We start from the raw sequence: 18,144 nt of genomic DNA, 5'->3' as shown, positions 1-18,144 counted from the left end.
CTCCTTTCGCCTTTCGCTTGCTCAATATATTAACTCACTAGATAGTGAATTGAGATTGATATGGGACATGACAAATTGCCGCTGCACGGCCGGGTCGCGATCGTCACCGGTGCCGGGGGCGGATTGGGCCGCACGCATGCGCTCTACCTCGCCAAACGGGGCGCGCGCGTCGTCGTGAATGACCTCGCGATCGCCGCTGCCGAGCAGGTTGTCTCCGAAATCCTCGCGAATGGCGGCGAGGCGCTGGCGGTTGCGGGTTCGGTGACCGACGAGGCCGCGGTGGGTGCGATGGTTCACGAGACGCAGGGCGCGTGGGGACGCATCGACATTCTCGTCAACAACGCAGGCATCCTGCGCGACAAGAGCTTCGCCAAGATGAGCATCGACGATTTCCGATTGGTCGTCGACGTGCACCTGATGGGCGCCGCGATCTGTTGCAAGGCGGCGTGGGACATGATGCGCGCGCAGCAATATGGCCGCATCGTGATGACGACCTCGTCGTCGGGCCTGTGGGGCAATTTCGGGCAGGCGAATTATGGCGCCGCCAAGATGGCGCTCGTCGGCCTGATGCAGACGCTGGCGATCGAGGGCGAGAAATATGGCATCCGCGTCAACAGCCTCGCGCCCACGGCCGCGACGCAAATGACGCACGGCGTGCTTGCCGACGCCAGCCTCGAACTGCTCGATCCTGCGCTCGTCAGCCCCGGGCTGCTCGCGCTTGTCGGCGAGGACGCGCCGACCCGCGCGATCCTTTGCGCGGGGGCGGGGCATTTCGCCACGGCCGATGTGACCTTGTCGAATGGGCACTATGTCGGCGCGGCGGAAGATGCGGGCGAGCAGCTCGTCGCGCGCTGGTCCGATGTGTCCGCCGGTGCCGACGCGATCGTTCCGGCTTACGGTTTCAAGCAGGCCGAACGCGAACTGGCGAGCGCGGGATCGGGCCTGCCCGCGTTGGCAATCGCGCGGTAAAGGTTCGAGCGTCGCGGTTCAGCGACGCTCGACCAACCCGCCGCCCAGCGCGACATACAGCGTCACCAGATTGTCAACCTGCGCGCGCCTCAGCTCGATCAGCGCCTGTTCGGCGGCGAACAGATTGCGTTCGGCGTCGAGCACCTCGAGGTAGGTCGACACGCCTTCGCGATACCGCTTGCGCGCGAGGTCGGCGATCCGCCGCTGCGCGAGCGTGCCGCGTTCCTGCGCCTCGACCTGGTCGGCCAGATAACGTCGCCCGGCGAGCGCGTCGGCGACTTCGCGGAATGCGCCCTGTACAGTGCGCTCATAGGTCGCGACGGCGATATTTTCGCGCGCCTCGGCGACGGTTAAATTGCCTTTGTTGCGCCCGAAATCGAAGATCGGCAGGCTGATCGACGGGCCAAAGCTCCAGCCGAACCCATCGTTACTGAACAGGTTGTCGAGCGAACCCGAGGCGAAGCCAAGATTGCCGGTCAGCGAGATCGACGGGAAGAAGGCGGCGCGCGCGGCGCCGACATTGGCGCGCGCGGCGCGCAGCCGCTCTTCGGCGGCGACGACATCGGGCCGCGCGACGAGCAGGTCCGACGGCAGCCCGGCGGTCAGCGTCGGCGACTGGCTCTGCGCGACGAGCGGCAGCGGCGCGGGCAGGGGGCCGGTCACCGGTCCGCCGGTCAGCACGGCGAGGAAATTGTCGGCCTGCGCCTTACCGAGCTTCAGGCTCGCAAGCTGCGTCTCGGCCTGCGTCAGCAGCGTTTCGGACTGGCGATAGTCGAGCGCCGAGGTCACCCCCGCGTCGAGGCGGCGCTTTGCGATCCGCAACCCTTCCTTGCGGCTCGTCACCGTGGCTTCGGCGAGCTTGATCTGCTCCTCGGCACCGCGCGATGCGAAATAGGTCGAGGCAACGTCGCGCACCAGCGCGAGGCGGAAGGCGCGCTCGGCCGCCTCGGTCGCGAGATATTGGCTGCGCGCGGCTTCGGACAGATTCTTGACGCGCCCCCAGAAATCGAGCTCGAACGATGTCACGCCGACGCCGACCGAATAGCGATTGGTCGTGTCGGTCCCGGGTCCGGTCAACGAGGCGCCGCGCGTGCGTGTCGCGGCGGCGCTGGCGCCGACGGTCGGCAGGCGGTCGGCGTCCTGGATGCGGTACAGCCCGCGCGCTTCCTCGATCTGCGCGACCGCGACGGCGAGGTCGCGGTTGCGTAGGGTCGCCTGCGCGATCAGCACTTCGAGTTGCGGATCGGCAAAGAAGTCCTGCCAGCTGACCTCGGTCGCCCGCTGCCCGAGCGTCACATCGCCCGCGAACTCGGCCGGATAGGCGGGTGCCGTGGGCAGCGCCGGACGCTCGTGCTTCGGCGCCATATTGACGCATCCGGCGAGCGTCGTCGCTGCGAGCAGCGCGATCAGGTTACGCATGACCGGGTTCCTCATGATGTCCTTTTTCGGCAGGGGCGGGCGGCCGCTTGCGGCTGATCCACTTGCGCACCGAGAGATAGAAAAGCGGGATGAAGAAGATGCCGAGCAAGGTCGCCGCGATCATCCCGCCCATCACGCCCGACCCGACCGCGATGCGGCTGGCGGCACCGGCTCCGCTCGCGATGACGAGCGGCACCATGCCCAGGATGAAGGCGAGGCTGGTCATGATGATCGGCCGCAGACGCAGCTTGACCGCTTCCATCACCGCGTCGAGCGTCGATTTGCCCTCGGCCTCCTGCTCGATCGCGAACTCGACGATCAGGATCGCATTCTTCGCGGCGAGCCCGATGATCGTGATCAGGCCGACGTTGAAGTAAATGTCGGCGGACAGCCCACGCAGCATCGAGAAGAGCACCGCGCCGAGAACGCCGAGCGGCACGACCAGCAGCACCGCGACGGGCACCGACCAGCTTTCGTAAAGTGCCGCGAGCAGCAGGAAGACGACGACGAGCGACAGGCCGAGCAGCATGCCGATCTGGCCCGCCGACTGCTTCTCTTCGTACGAGATGCCGGTCCATTCGAAGGAGAAGCCCGTAGGGAGCTGCTGTGCGAGCCGTTCCATTTCGGCCATCGCCTCGCCGGTCGACTGACCGGGCGCGGGCTCGCCCGAAATCGTCATCGCGGGATAGCCGTTATAACGCTGGAGCTGCGGGGCTTCGGCTGACCATTCGGCGGTGCTGAACGATCCGAAAGGCACCATGTCGCCATTCGCGCTCCGCACGCGCAGGTCGAGGACGTCCTGCGGGGTCATGCGGCTCGCGGCATCGGCCTGGAGCAGCACGCGCAGCACGCGGCCTTCGCGGGTGAAGTCGTTGGCGTAGGCGCTGCCGAAGCTGATCGCGAGCGTCGCGTTGACGTCGCCGATCGACAGGCCGAGCGCGCGCGCCTGAATGCGGTCGATGTCGACCTTCAGCACGGGCGCGTCCTCCTGACCCTCGGGGCGGACGTTGGCGAGCAGCTTGCTCTGCATCGCGCCGCCGAGCATCTGGTTGCGCGCGGCGATCAGCGCGTCACGCCCATTGCCGCCGCGGTCCTGCAGCTTGAAGGTGAAGCCGCTCGACGTACCGAGTTCGGGGATCGACGGCGGGCTCAGCGAGAAGGCAAAGGCTTCCTTGATGTTCGCGTAGGTGCCCATCGCCTTGCCCGCGATCGCGTCGGCGCTGTCTCCGTCGCCCTTGCGTTCTTCCCAAGGCTTCAGCGGCGTGAACATGATCGCGTTCGCCTGTCCCTGCCCAAAGAAGCTGAAGCCGTTCACCGTCACGACATTGGCGACCTGCGGCTGCTCGGCGAAAAAGGCCTTCACCTGCTTCGTCGCCTCGTTGGTGCGCTGTGTCGTCGCGCCCGGGGGCGCCTGGATCACGGTCACCAGATAGCCCTGGTCTTCCTGCGGCAGGAACGATCCCGGCAGGCGCGTGAAGAGCAATGCGGTGATCGCCACCATCAGGGCGAACACGCCGAGCCAGCGCAGCGGCGTCGCCAGCATCTTGCCGACGCCGCCCTGATAGCGGTCGGTCGTGCGCCCGAACCATTCGTTGAAACGGCCAAAAAAGCGGTCGAAGAATGCGCCGATGCGGCCCTTGCGCTCGGTCTTGTCGTGCGGCTTCAGCAGCGTCGCGCACAGCGCAGGCGTCAACGTCAGCGCGAGGAGCGCCGAGAAGGCGATCGAGATCGCGAGCGTCATCGAGAATTGGCGATAAATGCCGCCGGTCGACCCGGGGAAGAACGCCATCGGGATGAACACCGCGATCAGCACCAGCGTGATGCCGACGATCGCCGAGGTGATCTGGCTCATCGCCTTCACCGTCGCGTCATAGGGCGACAGATGCTCCTCGTTCATGATGCGCTCGACATTCTCGATCACGACGATCGCGTCATCGACGAGGATGCCGATCGCGAGCACCATGCCGAACAGCGTCAGCACGTTGATCGAGAAACCGAACATCCACAGGCCGAGGCATGCGCCCGCGAGCGCGATCGGAACGACGACGGTGGGGATGACGGTCGCGCGCCAGTTCTGGAGAAACAGGAACATGACGAGGAAGACGAGCAGCATCGCTTCGCCCAGCGTCTTCACCACCTCTTCGATCGACAGGCTGATGAAGGGTGTCGTGTCGTAGGGGATCGACCAGGTGATGTCGGGCGGGAAGCCCTTCGACAGCTCGGCCATCCGGTCGCGAATGCCCTGGGCGGTCGACAGTGCGTTGGCGCCGGGGGTCAGCTGGACCGCGAGGCCCGCCATCGGCTTGCCGTTGAGTTCGGACGAAAAGAGATAGCTCGCCGCGCCCAGTTCGACGCGGCCGACATCGCCGAGCGTGACCGCCGACCCGTCGGGATTGGCGCGCAGGATGATGCTTTCGAACTGTTCGGGCTTGGTGAAGCGGCCCTGCGTCGTGATCACGGCGTTGAGCTGCGCGCCCTTGGCGATCGGCTGGTCGCCGAGCTGGCCGCCCGGGGTCTGGCTGTTCTGCTCCTGCACCGCGCCCAGCGCTTCGGCGGCGGAGAGATTATACGACGCGAGCTTTTGCGGGTCGAGCCAGATGCGCATCGCATATTCGGGCGCAAAAGCCTGGACGTTGCCGACGCCGTTCACACGCCGCAGCTCGTCGAGCACGCGCGTGTTGGCGAAGTTGTTGACCTCCATCGGGTCGGTGTTGCCGCTCTTCGACGTGATCGCGACGATCAGCAGGAAGCCCGAATTGGCCTCGGTGACCGAAATGCCCTGACGGCGCACATCCTCGGGCAGGCGCTGCTCGACGCGGCGCAGGCGGTTCTGTACTTCCATCTGCGCATTGTCGATGTCGGTCCCCGCCTCGAAAGTCAGGTTAATCGACGCTGTGCCGTTCGATTCGCTGGTCGAGGCCATGTAGAGGAAGCCCTCGACCCCGTTGAGTTCCTGCTCGATGACCTGCGTGACATTCTGTTCGAGCGTTTTGGCGTCGGCACCCGGATAGGTGACGCCGATCGTCAGCGATGGCGGCGCCACCGACGGATATTGCTCCACGGGAAGCCCGCGCAGCGCGATGATGCCCGACAACAGGATGCCGATGGCGATGACCCAGGAAAAGATGGGCCGGTCGATGAAGAAGCGGGGTGTCATGTCAGGTCAGCGCTTCGCCGCGGGGGTCGAGGCCGTTCCCTTCGGCTGCGCAACGCGCACCGGCTGGCCCGGCTGCACCTTTTGCAGTCCGTCGACGATCACCCGGTCGCCGGGTTTCAGCCCGTCGAGGATCGCCCACTGGCCCGCGACCATCGTGCCGAGCTTCACCGGGCGCGGGGTCGCGATATTCTTGGCATCGAGCACCATCACGCTGGCATTGTCGGCCGCCAGCTTGACCGCGCGCTGGGGGATCAGCACGCCGTCGGCGCGGTTGCCCGCAAAGATGCGCGCACGCACGAACTGGCCGGGCAGCAGCGCCGCATTCGGGTTCGGGAATTCGGCGCGCAGCGCGGCGGTGCCCGTCGCCTCGTCGATCGACAGGTCGAGGAAGTCGAGATGGCCGACGACCGGAAAGGCGGTGCCATCCTCGAGGATCAGCTGGACTTCGACGCGCTCGAGTTGCGGCGCGCTCACCTTGCCCGAGCCCATCTCGCGGCGCGTCGCGAGCAGGTCCGAACTCGACTGCCCGAAATTGACATAGACGCGGTCGATCTGTTCGATCGTCGTCAGCAGCGTGCCCGAGGCCGCGCTGACGAGCGCGCCCTCGGTGACTTCGGCGCGGCGCGCGCGTCCCGAAATCGGCGCCGCGACCGACGCATAGCCTAGGTTCAGGCGCGCCGATTCCAGATTGGCCTGCGCCTGCTGCACATCGGCTTCGGCGGTGCGCTGCGCGGCGACCGCGGCGTCATATTCCTGCTTGCCGATCGCCTGGTCGGCGAGCAGCGGCTGATAGCGGCCGACCACCTGCCGCGCGTTCGCAGCTGTGGCCTGCGCGCGGGCAAGCTGGGCGCGCGCCGCATTGGAGGTCGCGATCAATTCGCGCGGGTCGATCCGGAACAGCGGAGTCCCGGCACGGACATAGCTGCCTTCGTTGAACAGGCGACGCTCGACGATGCCATTGACGCGCGCGCGCACTTCGGAGGTGCGATACGCCTGGACACGACCGGGCAACTCGATGACGTTCGGCACCGCTTGGGTGCTGACCGTCACGATATTGACTTCGGGCGGCGGCGGTGCCGGCGGCGCTTCGGACGAGCAGGAGGCCAGCAAAAGCGCCAGCGCAGCGCCGGCGGCGCTTGCAAGAGGACGTACGCGACTCATATGGACCCCTGAAAAAATCGCAGTTGTGCGGGATTTGTTTATACGCGAAAGCTTGCGTTGAAGCGCCATGTAATTTAAATTACAAAAAAACGCAAGGGAGGGGGATAAAAAATGAGCATGTCGGAATCGGCCTTATGTCAAATGGATAGGCTATCACCACGCGAACGGCGGCAGGGCGCGATCCTCGATGCCGCCGAGGCGTTGTTCCTCGAACAGGGGTATGAGCGCACGAGCCTCGCCGAAATCGTCAAGCGCTCGGGCGGCTCGCTCGCGACGCTCTATGAATTGTTCGGCAACAAGCAGGGGCTGCTTCGCGCGATCGCGACGCGCTGGTGCGACGAGGCGATGCTGCGGTCGCTCGATGACGACGCGACCCGGGGACTGTCGACCGTCGAAATTCTGAAGAGCTACGCACACCGCCAAAGCGAGCTGATGGAATCGCCGCATGCCGTGGCCTTGATGCGCATGCTGATATCCGAGAGTTTGCGCGACCATGAATTCGCGATGCAGATTTACCGCGACCTGCACGTGCCCGCGCTCGAGGAACTGATCGAGCTGTTCGCGGAATGGGCGGCGACCGGCAAGGCGGACATCGACCGTCCGGAGGCGGCCGCGCGGCTGTTTTTCGATATCGTCGTCGGCGATTCGATGCTCAGCACGCTGATGGGGATCGAGGACGAATGGCTCGACCCGGAAGAAATCGACTGGCGGCTCCAGCCTTTCCTGACCCATTTCAACATCCGTTAGCGCGGGCTTGCGCGCCTCGCGACCTGTTGACATGACTGTCAATAACTGAAAGCGTGCCGGCTCCTGTTTCGGGAGCATCGCGCATTGGCCAGTACTGCCCTGCCTTCGGCCGCCCGCGCCGACGAAGCCCCGGCGTTGCGTCCGCGGACGGTTGCCGCCTACGCCGCGACGGCAGGGCCGACGGTTATGCTGGGCTTGCCATTCAGCGTCTACCTGCCGCCATATATTGCCGAGGGCGGCGTGATTTCGGTGGCGCTCGTCGGGCTGCTCTTCTCGCTGACCACGATCTGGGACGGCGCCGTCGATCCGCTCATCGGCACGATGATCGATCGCGTGCGCACCGGGCTCGGCGCGCACCGGCGCTGGATGCTGCTCGCGATCGTGCCGCTGGCGCTGCTGCTGCTCGCATTGGTGACTGTCGGCGACCGGCTGCCCTTCGCGGCGCTCTTCCTGATGATGGTGCTCTTTTATTCGAGCTACAGCATCTACGAGGTTGCGCAATTGTCGTGGGGGTCGGCACTGGTGCGCACGCCCGCCGACAGCGCGCTTCTTTATGGGATGCGCGACTGGTTCGCGAAGGTCGCGCTGATCCTCGCCTTTGCGGCCCCCGCGGCGGCACAGCTCCTGATCCCGGGGCTCAGCCTGCAGGGGCGGATCATGGCCTATGCCAGCCTTTTCCTGCTCATGGCGCCGATCGCGCTCTTTGCGATCCGCCGCGTGCCGCTGCGTGCGGTCGTGGCCGAACCCGGGATCGGCTGGCGGCACGAGATCCGCGCGTCCTTGTCCTTCCCGCCGCTGATGCTGCTGCTCGGCGTGCAGTTCCTCAACAGTTTCGCCTTTGGATCGCTGACCTCGCTGTTCGTCTTCTTCGCCGCCGCGGTGCTCGATCTCGACGCGCAGAGCGCGGTGCTGCTCTTCGCCAGCTTCATCGGCGGGGCCTTCGCGTCGCCCGTGTGGACCTTTCTGGCGCGCCGCTTCGGCAAGCCGCCGATGATGATTGCGATGGGGCTCCTGATCTCCAGCCTGCTCGTTGCGACCTTGTTCCAGCAACCGCAGGGCCTCGCGCAGGCCGTCGGTTTCTCGCTGATGCTCGGGACGGGGTTCGTCGGATTGCTCTTCACTTACTCGATGCTCGCCGACCTGATCCCGCGGGATGCCGCCCGCTGCGGCCGCAACCGGTCGGCCTTTCTCTTCGCGCTGTTGAACCTGATGCAGAAATTCGGCGTCGCCGCGGCGATCGCGGTCAGCTACCTTCTGCTCGACCTCGTCGGCTTCGATCCGCAGAACGGGAAGGCCGCCGCGCGCGAACTGCACTTGCTGTTCGCACTCCAGCCGACACTCAGCTGGATTGTCATGGCGGGGCTGCTGCTCTGGATGCAGCGCGCGCTGTCCCGCCCTGGGGTCAGGACCCGCTAATTGCGCGGTCGAGGCGTCGAAATGGCGAAGATATCGTCTTCGCGTGGCCGCCGCGGATGGTGGTTCCATCTGCAAGGCCGCGCGGAGGCGATATCGAAGCCATTTCGGCGTCCCTTCGGGATTTGACCGATTTTGTCCATGGCCGCGTCAGCGCGCGCCTTGGAATATATTCATATGCCTGCGCATCGCTTCCTTGCCCTGAACAAAATCGCCGCAAACCTCGACCGCGCAATTAGCGGGTCCTGACCCCGCACTTGCAATCGCCGCAGCGCGCAAGTAAAGGCCGCTTTCATTCGGACAGATGCGCCGTTTTCCTTCCGCCTTTCGCCGACACGCTCGGGGAGGGTGGGCGGACTATTGCCCCAAGCGCGCTTGACGCGTGGGGGGCGGCAACCCATCTGGCCCGGATCATTGACGTAAAAAGACAGGACGATCGACATGGCGAAGACCAGCCCGGCTGAGTTCATCAATCAGGTACGCGCCGAAGCCCGCAAGATCGTGTGGCCCACCAGCCGCGAAACGGTACAGACGACGATCATGGTGCTGATCATGACGACGATCCTTTCGCTGTTCTTTTTCGGCGTCGACACGGTTTTCAACGCGATCGTCAGCTGGCTGACGTCGCTCGCGCGCTAACGCCCGCGGTTACAGGGACAGGATACGGATACACATGGCGCGCTGGTACATCATTCACGCCTATTCGGGTTTCGAGAACAAGGTTCGCGATTCGGTGCTTTCCGAAGCCGAACGCATGGGCCTGACCGATTTCGTCGAAGCGGTCGAAGTGCCGGTCGAAACCGTCACCGAGGTGAAGCGCGGCAAGAAGGTCCAGGCCGAGCGTAAATTCTTCCCGGGCTACGTCCTCGCCAAGCTGACGATGACCGACGATGTCTATCACCTCGTCAAGAACACGCCGAAGGTCACCGGCTTCCTCGGTTCGATGGGCAAGCCGCAGGCGATCAGCGAAGCCGAAGCCGCGCGCATCCTGAACAGCAAGGAAGAAGCCGCGGCGCGTCCGAAGCAGGAAATCCGCGTCGATTACGAAATCGGCGATCAGGTCAAGGTGCTCGACGGTCCCTTCGCCAGCTTCAACGGGCTGGTCGAAGAACTCGATTTCGAAAAGGCACGCGTCAAGGTGTCGGTGTCGATCTTCGGTCGCGCCACCCCGGTCGAACTCGACTTCGAACAGGTCGAACGCTTCAAATAATATCGCGGCGCGCCTTTGGGCGCGCGCGAAACCCGCTGAATGGAACGCGTCATGAGCCTCACTCCCGAAGAGATGCAGGCTCGTGCCGCCCATGCGCGCGAAATCTACGCCAGCGTCGATCGCGAACGGCTCGTCCGGCATATCGTCCACCTCTTCGATCTTGAGGCCGCGGACGAGCCTGACGAATTCACTTACCCCGCCTTCACCAAGCCGCGCCGCCAGCGCATCTTTGGCGGGCAGGTGATCGCGCAGGCGATGGTCGCCGCGGCGCGCACCGTCGATCCCGGCAAGTCCGTCCATTCGCTCCATGCCTATTTCCTGCGCGGCGGCGACGAGGCGAAGCCGCTGCATTTCCGCGTCCACCGCGACTTCGACGGGCGCAGCTTTGCCAACCGCCGCGTCGTCGTGCGCCAGGATGGCAAGGTCATCTTCAACCTCACCGCCTCGTTCCAGGCGCCCGAGAAAGGCCTGTCGCACCAGATTCCGATGACGGGCATATTGCCGCCCGAGGAATGCTGGGACTTCGCCGATTTCATCGCGGTCGATCCCAAGATCAGCGATCGGCGCATCGAGCATATGGCGCGTATGCACCCGTTCGAGGTCCGCGCCTTCCGCCCGCCGCCGTCCGAAAAGGCGACGATGCAATATGAATGGTTCCGCATTTCTTCGCCCGTCGGCGACGATCCGCTGATCCACCGCGCGCTGCTCGCCTATGCCTCGGACATGGGGCTGCTCTCGACGACGCTGATGCCGCACGGAATGACGTGGGACACGCCCGGCCTGTTCTCGACCAGCCTCGACCACGCGATGTGGTTCCATGATGAGATCCGCGTCGATGAATGGTTCGTCTATGTCATGGACAGCGACTGGAGCGGCGGCGGGCGCGGGATCAACCGCGGGCGCATCTATCGCCGCGATGGCACGCTGATCGCCTCGGCGGTGCAGGAAGGGCTGATCCGCTACGATCCGGCGGCCGAATAAGCGCTGTCCTATTTTGCGCCGCTGTGCTTCGATGATGGTGATACCGGTCGGCGGAAAAAGCGATTTGCGCGTGAAGTTAGGCAGTTTTCCGCCGAATTCTCGAATCGACTGGCTGCCGCCCTTGCATTTTTGGCCACGCCGGAGTAGGGGCGCCGCTTCGCGTCAGATAAGGGCGTGATTCCGCGCGGGAGGAAGGGGTGATGCCCTTCTGCTTGACCGCTAATTTTGAGGTTCGCCGGAAACGGCGGGCCGACAGAAAGATAGGAGGCCATCATGGCTAAGAAGATTAGCGGCTACATCAAGCTGCAGGTGCCCGCCGGCACCGCCAACCCGTCGCCGCCGCTTGGGCCGGCATTGGGTCAGCGCGGCGTGAACATCATGGAATTCTGCAAGGCGTTCAACGCCGCGACCGATTCCATGGAAAAGGGCACCCCGACCCCGACCATCATCACCGTGTTCGCTGACAAGAGCTTCACCTTCGTCACCAAGACGCCCCCGGCAACCTATCTGATCAAGAAGGCCGCGAACCTGAAGGCTGGTTCGAAGGAGCCCGGCAAGATCAGCGGTGGCAAGATCGCGCGCTCGAAGCTCGCCGAAATCGCCGAGATCAAGATGAAGGATCTCAACGCGAACGACATCGAACAGGCAACGAAGATCATCGAGGGCAGCGCGCGCTCGATGGGCCTCGAAGTGACGGAGGGCTGAACCGATGGCAAAGCTGACCAAGAAGCAGAAGGCCCTCGAGGGCAAGGTTGACAGCCTCAAGCTGCACACCGTCGACGAAGCGCTGAAGACCGTTCGCGAGCTGGCCTCGGCCAAGTTCGACGAAACGCTCGAAATTGCGATGAACCTCGGCGTCGATCCGCGCCACGCCGACCAGATGGTCCGCGGCGTCGTGACGCTGCCCGCCGGTACCGGCAAGGACGTCAAGGTTGCCGTGTTCGCGCGCGGCGACAATGCCGACAAGGCGCTGGCCGCCGGCGCCGACAAGGTCGGTGCCGAAGACCTGATGGAAGACATGCTCGCGGGTAACCTCGACTATGGCCGCGTCATCGCGACGCCGGACATGATGGGCATCGTCGGCCGCCTCGGCAAGACGCTGGGTCCGAAGGGCCTGATGCCGAACCCGAAGCTGGGCACCGTGACCCCGAACGTCGCCGAAGCCGTGAAGGCCGCCAAGGGCGGTCAGATCGAATTCCGCGTCGAAAAGGTCGGCATCATCCACGCCGGCCTCGGCAAGCTGTCGTTCGGCGAGGAAAAGCTCCGCCAGAACTTCGACGCCTTCGTCGACGCGATCGTCAAGGCCAAGCCGGCCGGCGCGAAGGGCAAGTATGTCCGCAAGATCGCACTGTCGTCGTCGATGGGCCCTGGCGTGAAGGTCGATACGGCCGACGTGACCGGCGCCTGATCGAAGCGCTAACGAATTAGGGAAGGGCCGGGGGAAACTCCGGCCCTTTTCTTATGGGCGGGTCGATTTTCGGGATGAAGCGCGGTCGCCGCGCTGATAAGGTCGCGCCATGCTTCACAAGCGCGATCTTTCAGGCGCCGTCGAAGTCGACGGCCAGACCTATGAATGGGCGCTTCAGCGCGAACCCCAGTGGTGCACCGCCGATGGCTGGCGCGGCATGACCGTTTCGCTGCAACGCATCGGCGCATCGCGCGCCGCGATATTGGAGTTTCCGATGCCGAAGCGCGTGACCGGGTCGCCGCAACGGCAGCGCCCGCAAATGAACGATGCGATCGCTGCGAACGGCGTGCGCGCCGCGCTATTGGCTGGATGGGATCCCGCATCGCGGGGCAAAGTCGACGTTTTCATGGTGGATGCCAACGGCCGCTGACGTCCGCGAACCTTCATTCCGGCTGGCGAAACTCGATCAGGTCCCATTTGTTGCCATAGAGGTCGAGGAACACCGCGACGGTGCCATAGTCTGCCTTGAGCGGATCGCGCTCGATCCGCACACCCTTGTCTAGCAGGCGTTGATAGTCGCGCCAGAAATTGTCGGTCTGCAGGAACAGGAAAACGCGTCCACCCGCTTGATCGCCGATAAACTTCTCCTGCTCTTCGGTGGCAGCACGCGCCAGCAGGATCGTTGCACCGCCCGGCGGATTTCCGGGCGGCGCGACGAGCACCCAGCGTTTGTCCTGCGCCGGCTGATACTCGTCGGCGACGAGCGTGAAGCCCAAGGTTCCGACGTAAAAGTCGATCGCCTCGTCATAATCGCGGACGACGAGCGCGATATGTGCGAGCGACTGGCGGGTCATTCGCGCAAGCCGCGCAGCGCCGCGCCCGCCGCGAACGGTCCGATCATGGTGAGTAGCAGGCTCGTCGCGGCGAGCAGTTTGATCGCGCCGCGCCCCGACGGGTCGAGCATCCCGGCGCCGAAGATCAGCATCGGCACCGCCAGCGGAAGGACGAGTAGCCCGCCGATCGCGCTGCCGCCCTTGTGGTTCGCGGTCAGCGACGCGCTCAGCACCGCCAGCGAGGCGAGCGCCGGAATGGCGATGGCGATCCCCGTCGCGAGCAGTTCGACGCGCGACGCGTCCTGCGCCAGCAGCGCCGAGGCGGGGAAGAGGGCGATCATCAGCGGCAGCCCAAAACCGATGGCATGCGCCGCAATTTTCACCGCCGCGACGACCTCGTCGGCAAAACCGCGCACCGCAAGCTGGTCGAGCACGCCCGCGTCCTTGTCGGGGCGCACCAGCCGGTCGATCGGCAGCAGCGCCGCGAGCAGCGCCGCGACCCATAGCATCCCGCCGCCTGCGCGTCGCAGCAACGGCGCGTCGGGGCCAACGGCGAATGGGAAGGCGGTCGCAACGAGCAGGAAGAACAGCACCGGCAACCACAGCGCCCCGCTGCCCCATGCACGGCGCAGGTCGCGCCAGAAGAGGGCGATCAACGCGGTCAAGTGAGCGCACCCATGTCGAGTTCCGCCAGATCGGGGATGCCGAGCGCAAAGTGCGACGCGAGCAGCACCGCCCCGCCGTTGCTCCGATGCTTTGCGATGGCAGCGACCAGCCGCGCCTGCGCCGCATCGTCCATGCCGTTCGCGGGCTCGTCGAGCAGCCAGATCGGCGCGCCGCTCGCGATCACACGCACCATCGCGGCGCGCTTGCGCTGGCCGGTCGAAAGCATCGATACCGGCACCTCGGCGAGCGACGCCAGCGCCATCTCGTCCATCGCGCGGTCGACCGCATGCCCATCGACGGTATCGACCCGCGCCCAGAAATCGAGCGCGCGGCGCAGCGGGAGCTCGGCATCGAGCGCGGCCGCCTCGTCGATCAGTGCAATCCGCTCGCGGCGCGCGACGGTTCCCGCGGTGGGGCGCAGCAACCCCGCGACGAGGCGGATCAGGCTCGACTTGCCCGCGCCATTGGGGCCGCGCAGCCACAGCGCGTCGCCCCGTCCGAGCGCGAACGAGAGATTTTCGAAGAGCAGCCGGTCGCCGCGGATGCACGCGACGCTGTCGAGCCGCAACAGTCCGGTCACGCCATATCTTCCAGCGCGTGCATGTCGTCGTCCGAAAAGCCGAAATGATGCCCGATCTCGTGGATCAGCACATGCCGCACCAACGTGTCGAGCCGCTCGCCGGTCTCGATCCATTCGACAAGGATCGGGATGCGATAGAGCGTCACGCGGTCGGGCATGCCGCCGCTTTCGCCGATGCTGCGTTCGGTGAGCGGGCGGCCTTCGTAAAGCCCGGTGAGCTCGTAAGGATGTTCGATATCGAGCGAGGCGAGCACCTCATCGTCCGCGAATTCCTCGATGGAGACGACCACCCCCTCGATATGCGGGGCAAACACCGCGGGCATCGTCGCCAGCGCCGCCTCGGCCATCGCGAACAGCGCATCGGCGTCGGGTGCGCCGCCGGTCCAGCCGCCGGGAAGTTCAGGAGTCAAATCGGGCAGGGCAGACTTGTCGCTCATCGCGCCCTTCCTTATGGCGAGCGCGACACATTGACCAGCGGGAGAAAGAAGATGGTACAGAAACTCGACGATGCAGCGCGCAGCGCGCTCCTCGGCCGCTTTCCCGGATGGACGCACGAACCGAAACGCGATGCGATCACGCGTCAGTTCAAATTCGCCGATTTCGCGCAAGCCTTTGGTTTCATGACAAGCGTCGCGATCATTGCCGAAAAGATGGACCATCATCCCGAATGGTCGAACGTCTACAACCGCGTCGATATTTTGCTGACCACGCACGACGCCGACGGATTGTCGGAGCGCGACGCGAAGCTGGCGGAAGCGATTGAGGCGCTGCTTTAATTCTTCGTCATTCCCGCGAAGGCGGGAATGACGATGTTGGGCTGGGGTTGCGCTGCGTTTCCGGCTGCTTACAAGCAGCGCAAAGCACAGCATAACGCCCCAGGGGAGCCCACCGCATGACCGACAGCCTGTTCCGCCGCAAACCGATCGTTCCGGAACGGCGGGAGGGCGAGCAGACGCTGGCGCGGACGCTGGGCTGGCCGCACCTGATCGCGCTCGGCGTCGGGGCGATCGTCGGCACGGGCATATTGACGCTGATCGGTGTCGGCGCCGACAAGGCGGGCCCCGCGGTCATCCTGTCCTTCGGTATCGCGGGGCTGATCTGCGCCTGCGCCGCGCTCGCCTATGCCGAAATGGCGACGATGATCCCCGCTTCGGGCAGCGCCTATACCTACTCCTATGTCGTGATCGGCGAGCTTCTCGCATGGGTCGTCGGGTGGAGCCTGATCCTCGAATATTCGCTCGTGGTGAGCGCGGTCGCGGTCGGCTGGTCGGGCTATGCCGCGCCCTTGCTACAGGCGTGGGCGGGCTTCCCGATGGCGCTGATGCAGGGACCCGAACTCGGCGGCATCGTCAACCTGCCGGCAATTGCGATCATCGCGGTGGTCGCGGGGCTGCTCCTCGTCGGCACACGCGAAAGCGCGACGCTGAACGCGATCCTCGTGCTGGTGAAGATCGTCGCGCTCGTCGTATTCGTCGCGGTCGCGCTGCCCGCCTTCAACGCCGCCAATCTCGAACCCTTCAGCCCCTATGGCTTTGCGAAGCATATGGGGCCCGACGGCGTCGAACGCGGCGTGATGGCTGCGGCGGCGATCATCTTCTTCGCCTTCTATGGCTTCGACGCGATCGCGACCGCCGCCGAAGAAGCCAAGAACCCCGACCGCGATCTCAAAATCGGCATCGTCGGATCGATGTTCGCCTGCGTCATCATCTATATCGCCGTCGCGGTCGCCGCGGTTGGTGCGATCGCCTACACGCGCTTCGCCAACAGCCCCGAGCCGCTGGCCTTGATCCTGCGCGAACTCGGCAGCCCGCTCGCGGCGCAATATCTCGCGGTCTCGGCGATCATCGCGCTGCCGACGGTCATCCTCGCCTTTTTCTATGGCCAGAGCCGCATCTTCTTCACCATGGCGCGCGACGGGCTGTTGCCCGCGAGCCTTGCCAAGCTGTCGTCGCGCGGGACGCCGGTGCGGATCACGATCTTCACCGCGCTCGTCGTTGCGGTGCTCGCGGGCTTCATCCCGCTCGGCGAACTCGCCGCGCTCGCCAACGCCGGCACGCTCGCGGCCTTCACCGCGGTCTCGATCTGCATGCTGATCATGCGCCGCCGCGCGCCCGATGCGCCGCGTACCTTCCGCACGCCGCTGCCATGGGTGGTCGGCGGTATCGCGGTGCTCGGCTGCATCTATCTCTTCTTCAGCCTGCCGGTGCAGACACAGCTCTGGTTCCTTGTGTGGAATGTCGGCGGACTGGCTGTTTATTTCCTCTACGCCCGCCGACACGCCATTGTCGGCTGATCAGTCGAACAATTCGCTGAGGAAGCTCTTCTTGTAATTCTTCTTGTACGGCTTGCCGCCGTAATGGCGGTCGTCATAACCGCGCTCGCGATACTCGGGCTGCTGCTGTGGCGGCGGGGGAGGAGCGGATGCGCGCGGCGCGGGCGCGGGGGTGCTGGCGGCTTCGCTGCGCTCGATGATCTTGTCGAGCTCGCCGCGATCGAGCCAGACGCCGCGGCATTGGGGGCAATAGTCGATCTCGATTCCCTGCCGTTCCGACATGGTCAGGTTCACGCGGCAGGTCGGGCAAAGCAGCCCCGGGGCATCGGACACGAAGTTTCCTTTCAAGGCAAAGGCGGCCGGAAGGGGCCGCCGTCCTTCTAACGTGTCATAGTCACCGTGCGTTCCGCAAACAGAAAAGGCCCCGCTCCGACCGGGGAGGCGGAGCGGGGCCGAGTTTCGCCGTGCTCTGTTCAGCTGTCGGCTTCGAACGCCAGCAAGTCGCCGGGCTGGCAATCGAGTTCGGTGCAGATCGCCTCGAGCGTCGAGAAGCGCATCGCCTTCGCCTTGCCGGTCTTGAGGATCGACAAATTGGCCAGCGTGATGCCGATGCGGTCCGACAGGTCGGTCAGCGTCATCCGCTTGGCGTGGAGCAGGTCGTCCAGTTTCACGACGATCGCCATCACACAGTCCCTTCCAGCTCGTCGCGCATCGCTGTGCCCTGTTCGAAGACCGCCGCGAGGACGAAGGCGAGGAGGATCGCGAGCAGATTGCCGAGCGAGATGCCGCCCATGTCGGCGAACGCGCTGCCCGCTTTCGCGATGTTGCCGGCGGTCCACTGGAGCGGGATTGCGAGCAACTGCGTGACGACCAGCGCCCATCCGATCCGACGCAGCCGCCCGGCATTGGCAGGGACGAAGGGATCGCGCGCCGCGCTCGCCACGAGGGCCTGGAACTGGCGGATCATATAGGCTGCCGCGGCAAGGATCGCGAAGAGCAGCAGCATCAGCACGCCGACCGGGAAACGTAGCGTCGTGACGTCGATGAATTCGGGGCTGCCGCGAAAGCCTTCCATGACCTCGGGCCAGGCGACGATCAGTGCGATTGCGACGCCGACGACGAGCAGCGCGGACGCCACGATCAATCCAAGGATCAGCCAGAGCAGCCCGCGCGCCGCGCCGAGCAGGGTGTTGTTGGGAACAGGCATATCGTTCTCCGATAGGTTGCTTATCGAAGAACAATATATTTCGAGTCTTTCTTATCGTCAATCGATAATATCGAAAAACGATAATCTGCCGCATCTGTGACCATCGGCACGTCCTCCATCG

Annotated in this window: 21 protein-coding genes; 11 read left to right on the top strand and 10 right to left on the bottom strand. The window is 65.1% G+C overall.

Annotation, left to right across the window (positions count from 1 at the left end):
* Positions 1–60 precede the first annotated feature (60 nt).
* On the top strand, positions 61–969 hold the full coding sequence (locus ACTJI5_RS16345) for an SDR family NAD(P)-dependent oxidoreductase (protein WP_440861047.1): 909 nt from the start codon (positions 61–63) through the stop codon (positions 967–969).
* Positions 970–987: 18 nt separating this feature from the next.
* On the opposite strand, the gene ACTJI5_RS16340 is transcribed toward ACTJI5_RS16345, so the two are convergent.
* The 3 genes from ACTJI5_RS16340 to ACTJI5_RS16330 are packed head-to-tail and all read right to left on the bottom strand — an operon-like array spanning position 988 to position 6,706.
* On the bottom strand, positions 988–2,388 hold the full coding sequence (locus ACTJI5_RS16340; protein ID WP_310252841.1) for an efflux transporter outer membrane subunit: 1,401 nt from the start codon (positions 2,386–2,388) through the stop codon (positions 988–990).
* Positions 2,381–5,545: a multidrug efflux RND transporter permease subunit gene (locus ACTJI5_RS16335; RefSeq protein ID WP_440861046.1), complete on the bottom strand. Its 3,165-nt coding sequence runs from the start codon at positions 5,543–5,545 to the stop codon at positions 2,381–2,383. The genes ACTJI5_RS16340 and ACTJI5_RS16335 overlap by 8 nt, the downstream gene beginning before the upstream one ends.
* A 6-nt stretch (positions 5,546–5,551) precedes the next feature.
* Positions 5,552–6,706: an efflux RND transporter periplasmic adaptor subunit gene (locus ACTJI5_RS16330; RefSeq protein ID WP_058539474.1), complete on the bottom strand. Its 1,155-nt coding sequence runs from the start codon at positions 6,704–6,706 to the stop codon at positions 5,552–5,554.
* Positions 6,707–6,847: 141 nt separating this feature from the next.
* On the opposite strand from ACTJI5_RS16330, the gene ACTJI5_RS16325 reads away from it, so the two are divergent.
* From ACTJI5_RS16325 to ACTJI5_RS16290, 8 genes are all read left to right on the top strand, one after another.
* Positions 6,848–7,453, top strand: coding sequence for a TetR/AcrR family transcriptional regulator (locus ACTJI5_RS16325; protein ID WP_058539475.1), 606 nt, complete (start codon positions 6,848–6,850; stop codon positions 7,451–7,453).
* Positions 7,454–7,537: 84 nt separating this feature from the next.
* Positions 7,538–8,869, top strand: coding sequence for an MFS transporter (locus ACTJI5_RS16320; RefSeq protein ID WP_440861045.1), 1,332 nt, complete (start codon positions 7,538–7,540; stop codon positions 8,867–8,869).
* Between the two features lie 438 nt (positions 8,870–9,307).
* The gene (gene secE / locus ACTJI5_RS16315; protein ID WP_037516049.1) at positions 9,308–9,505 is read left to right on the top strand and encodes a preprotein translocase subunit SecE; all 198 of its coding nucleotides are present in this window, start codon (positions 9,308–9,310) and stop codon (positions 9,503–9,505) included.
* Positions 9,506–9,539: 34 nt separating this feature from the next.
* Positions 9,540–10,076, top strand: coding sequence for a transcription termination/antitermination protein NusG (nusG, locus tag ACTJI5_RS16310; RefSeq protein WP_037516051.1), 537 nt, complete (start codon positions 9,540–9,542; stop codon positions 10,074–10,076).
* Between the two features lie 51 nt (positions 10,077–10,127).
* A complete protein-coding gene (locus ACTJI5_RS16305) occupies positions 10,128–11,057 on the top strand; it encodes an acyl-CoA thioesterase (RefSeq protein ID WP_440861044.1) in 930 nt (309 codons plus the stop codon).
* A 273-nt stretch (positions 11,058–11,330) separates the two neighbouring features.
* A complete protein-coding gene (gene rplK, locus ACTJI5_RS16300) occupies positions 11,331–11,762 on the top strand; it encodes a 50S ribosomal protein L11 (protein WP_058539477.1) in 432 nt (143 codons plus the stop codon).
* A 4-nt stretch (positions 11,763–11,766) separates the two neighbouring features.
* Positions 11,767–12,465, top strand: a complete 699-nt coding sequence (rplA, locus tag ACTJI5_RS16295) for a 50S ribosomal protein L1 (RefSeq protein ID WP_037516057.1) — start codon at positions 11,767–11,769, stop codon at positions 12,463–12,465.
* Positions 12,466–12,574: 109 nt separating this feature from the next.
* Positions 12,575–12,895 carry a hypothetical protein gene (locus ACTJI5_RS16290; protein WP_440861043.1) on the top strand — a complete coding sequence of 107 codons (321 nt, stop codon included), beginning with the start codon at positions 12,575–12,577 and terminating at the stop codon, positions 12,893–12,895.
* 13 nt (positions 12,896–12,908) lie between these two features.
* On the opposite strand, the gene ACTJI5_RS16285 is transcribed toward ACTJI5_RS16290, so the two are convergent.
* From ACTJI5_RS16285 to ACTJI5_RS16270, 4 genes are read right to left on the bottom strand one after another with little or no spacing between them, the layout of a single operon-like run.
* Positions 12,909–13,319, bottom strand: a complete 411-nt coding sequence (locus ACTJI5_RS16285; RefSeq protein WP_440861042.1) for a VOC family protein — start codon at positions 13,317–13,319, stop codon at positions 12,909–12,911.
* Complete coding sequence (locus ACTJI5_RS16280; protein ID WP_440861041.1) at positions 13,316–13,963, bottom strand: heme exporter protein CcmB; 648 nt, start codon at positions 13,961–13,963, stop codon at positions 13,316–13,318. Before ACTJI5_RS16280 ends, ACTJI5_RS16285 begins: the two co-directional genes overlap by 4 nt.
* Positions 13,960–14,544: a heme ABC exporter ATP-binding protein CcmA gene (gene ccmA, locus ACTJI5_RS16275; protein ID WP_440861040.1), complete on the bottom strand. Its 585-nt coding sequence runs from the start codon at positions 14,542–14,544 to the stop codon at positions 13,960–13,962. The genes ACTJI5_RS16280 and ccmA overlap by 4 nt, the downstream gene beginning before the upstream one ends.
* Positions 14,541–14,981: a metallopeptidase family protein gene (locus ACTJI5_RS16270; RefSeq protein ID WP_440861039.1), complete on the bottom strand. Its 441-nt coding sequence runs from the start codon at positions 14,979–14,981 to the stop codon at positions 14,541–14,543. The genes ccmA and ACTJI5_RS16270 overlap by 4 nt, the downstream gene beginning before the upstream one ends.
* Positions 14,982–15,032: 51 nt before the next feature.
* On the opposite strand from ACTJI5_RS16270, the gene ACTJI5_RS16265 reads away from it, so the two are divergent.
* Positions 15,033–15,320, top strand: coding sequence for a 4a-hydroxytetrahydrobiopterin dehydratase (locus tag ACTJI5_RS16265; protein WP_440861038.1), 288 nt, complete (start codon positions 15,033–15,035; stop codon positions 15,318–15,320).
* 116 nt (positions 15,321–15,436) lie between these two features.
* Positions 15,437–16,837 carry an amino acid permease gene (locus tag ACTJI5_RS16260; protein WP_440861037.1) on the top strand — a complete coding sequence of 467 codons (1,401 nt, stop codon included), beginning with the start codon at positions 15,437–15,439 and terminating at the stop codon, positions 16,835–16,837.
* Here ACTJI5_RS16260 and ACTJI5_RS16255 read toward each other — a convergent pair whose 3' ends face one another.
* The 3 genes from ACTJI5_RS16255 to ACTJI5_RS16245 all read right to left on the bottom strand — a co-directional run bounded on the left by ACTJI5_RS16255 (position 16,838) and on the right by ACTJI5_RS16245 (position 18,023).
* Complete coding sequence (locus ACTJI5_RS16255; RefSeq protein ID WP_058539502.1) at positions 16,838–17,098, bottom strand: zf-TFIIB domain-containing protein; 261 nt, start codon at positions 17,096–17,098, stop codon at positions 16,838–16,840.
* A gap of 191 nt (positions 17,099–17,289) precedes the next feature.
* Positions 17,290–17,499 carry a helix-turn-helix domain-containing protein gene (locus tag ACTJI5_RS16250; RefSeq protein ID WP_058539484.1) on the bottom strand — a complete coding sequence of 70 codons (210 nt, stop codon included), beginning with the start codon at positions 17,497–17,499 and terminating at the stop codon, positions 17,290–17,292.
* Positions 17,499–18,023 (bottom strand): DUF2975 domain-containing protein, encoded by a 525-nt coding sequence (locus ACTJI5_RS16245; protein WP_440861036.1) that lies wholly within the window; start codon positions 18,021–18,023, stop codon positions 17,499–17,501. The genes ACTJI5_RS16250 and ACTJI5_RS16245 overlap by 1 nt, the downstream gene beginning before the upstream one ends.
* Positions 18,024–18,144: the final 121 nt, after the last annotated feature.

Origin of the sequence: Sphingopyxis sp. 22461, assembly GCF_052044915.1 — a bacterium.
Classification (GTDB): domain Bacteria; phylum Pseudomonadota; class Alphaproteobacteria; order Sphingomonadales; family Sphingomonadaceae; genus Sphingopyxis.
Note: the sequence above shows the minus strand (reverse complement) of the source record. Positions and strands in the feature narration are given on the sequence as shown.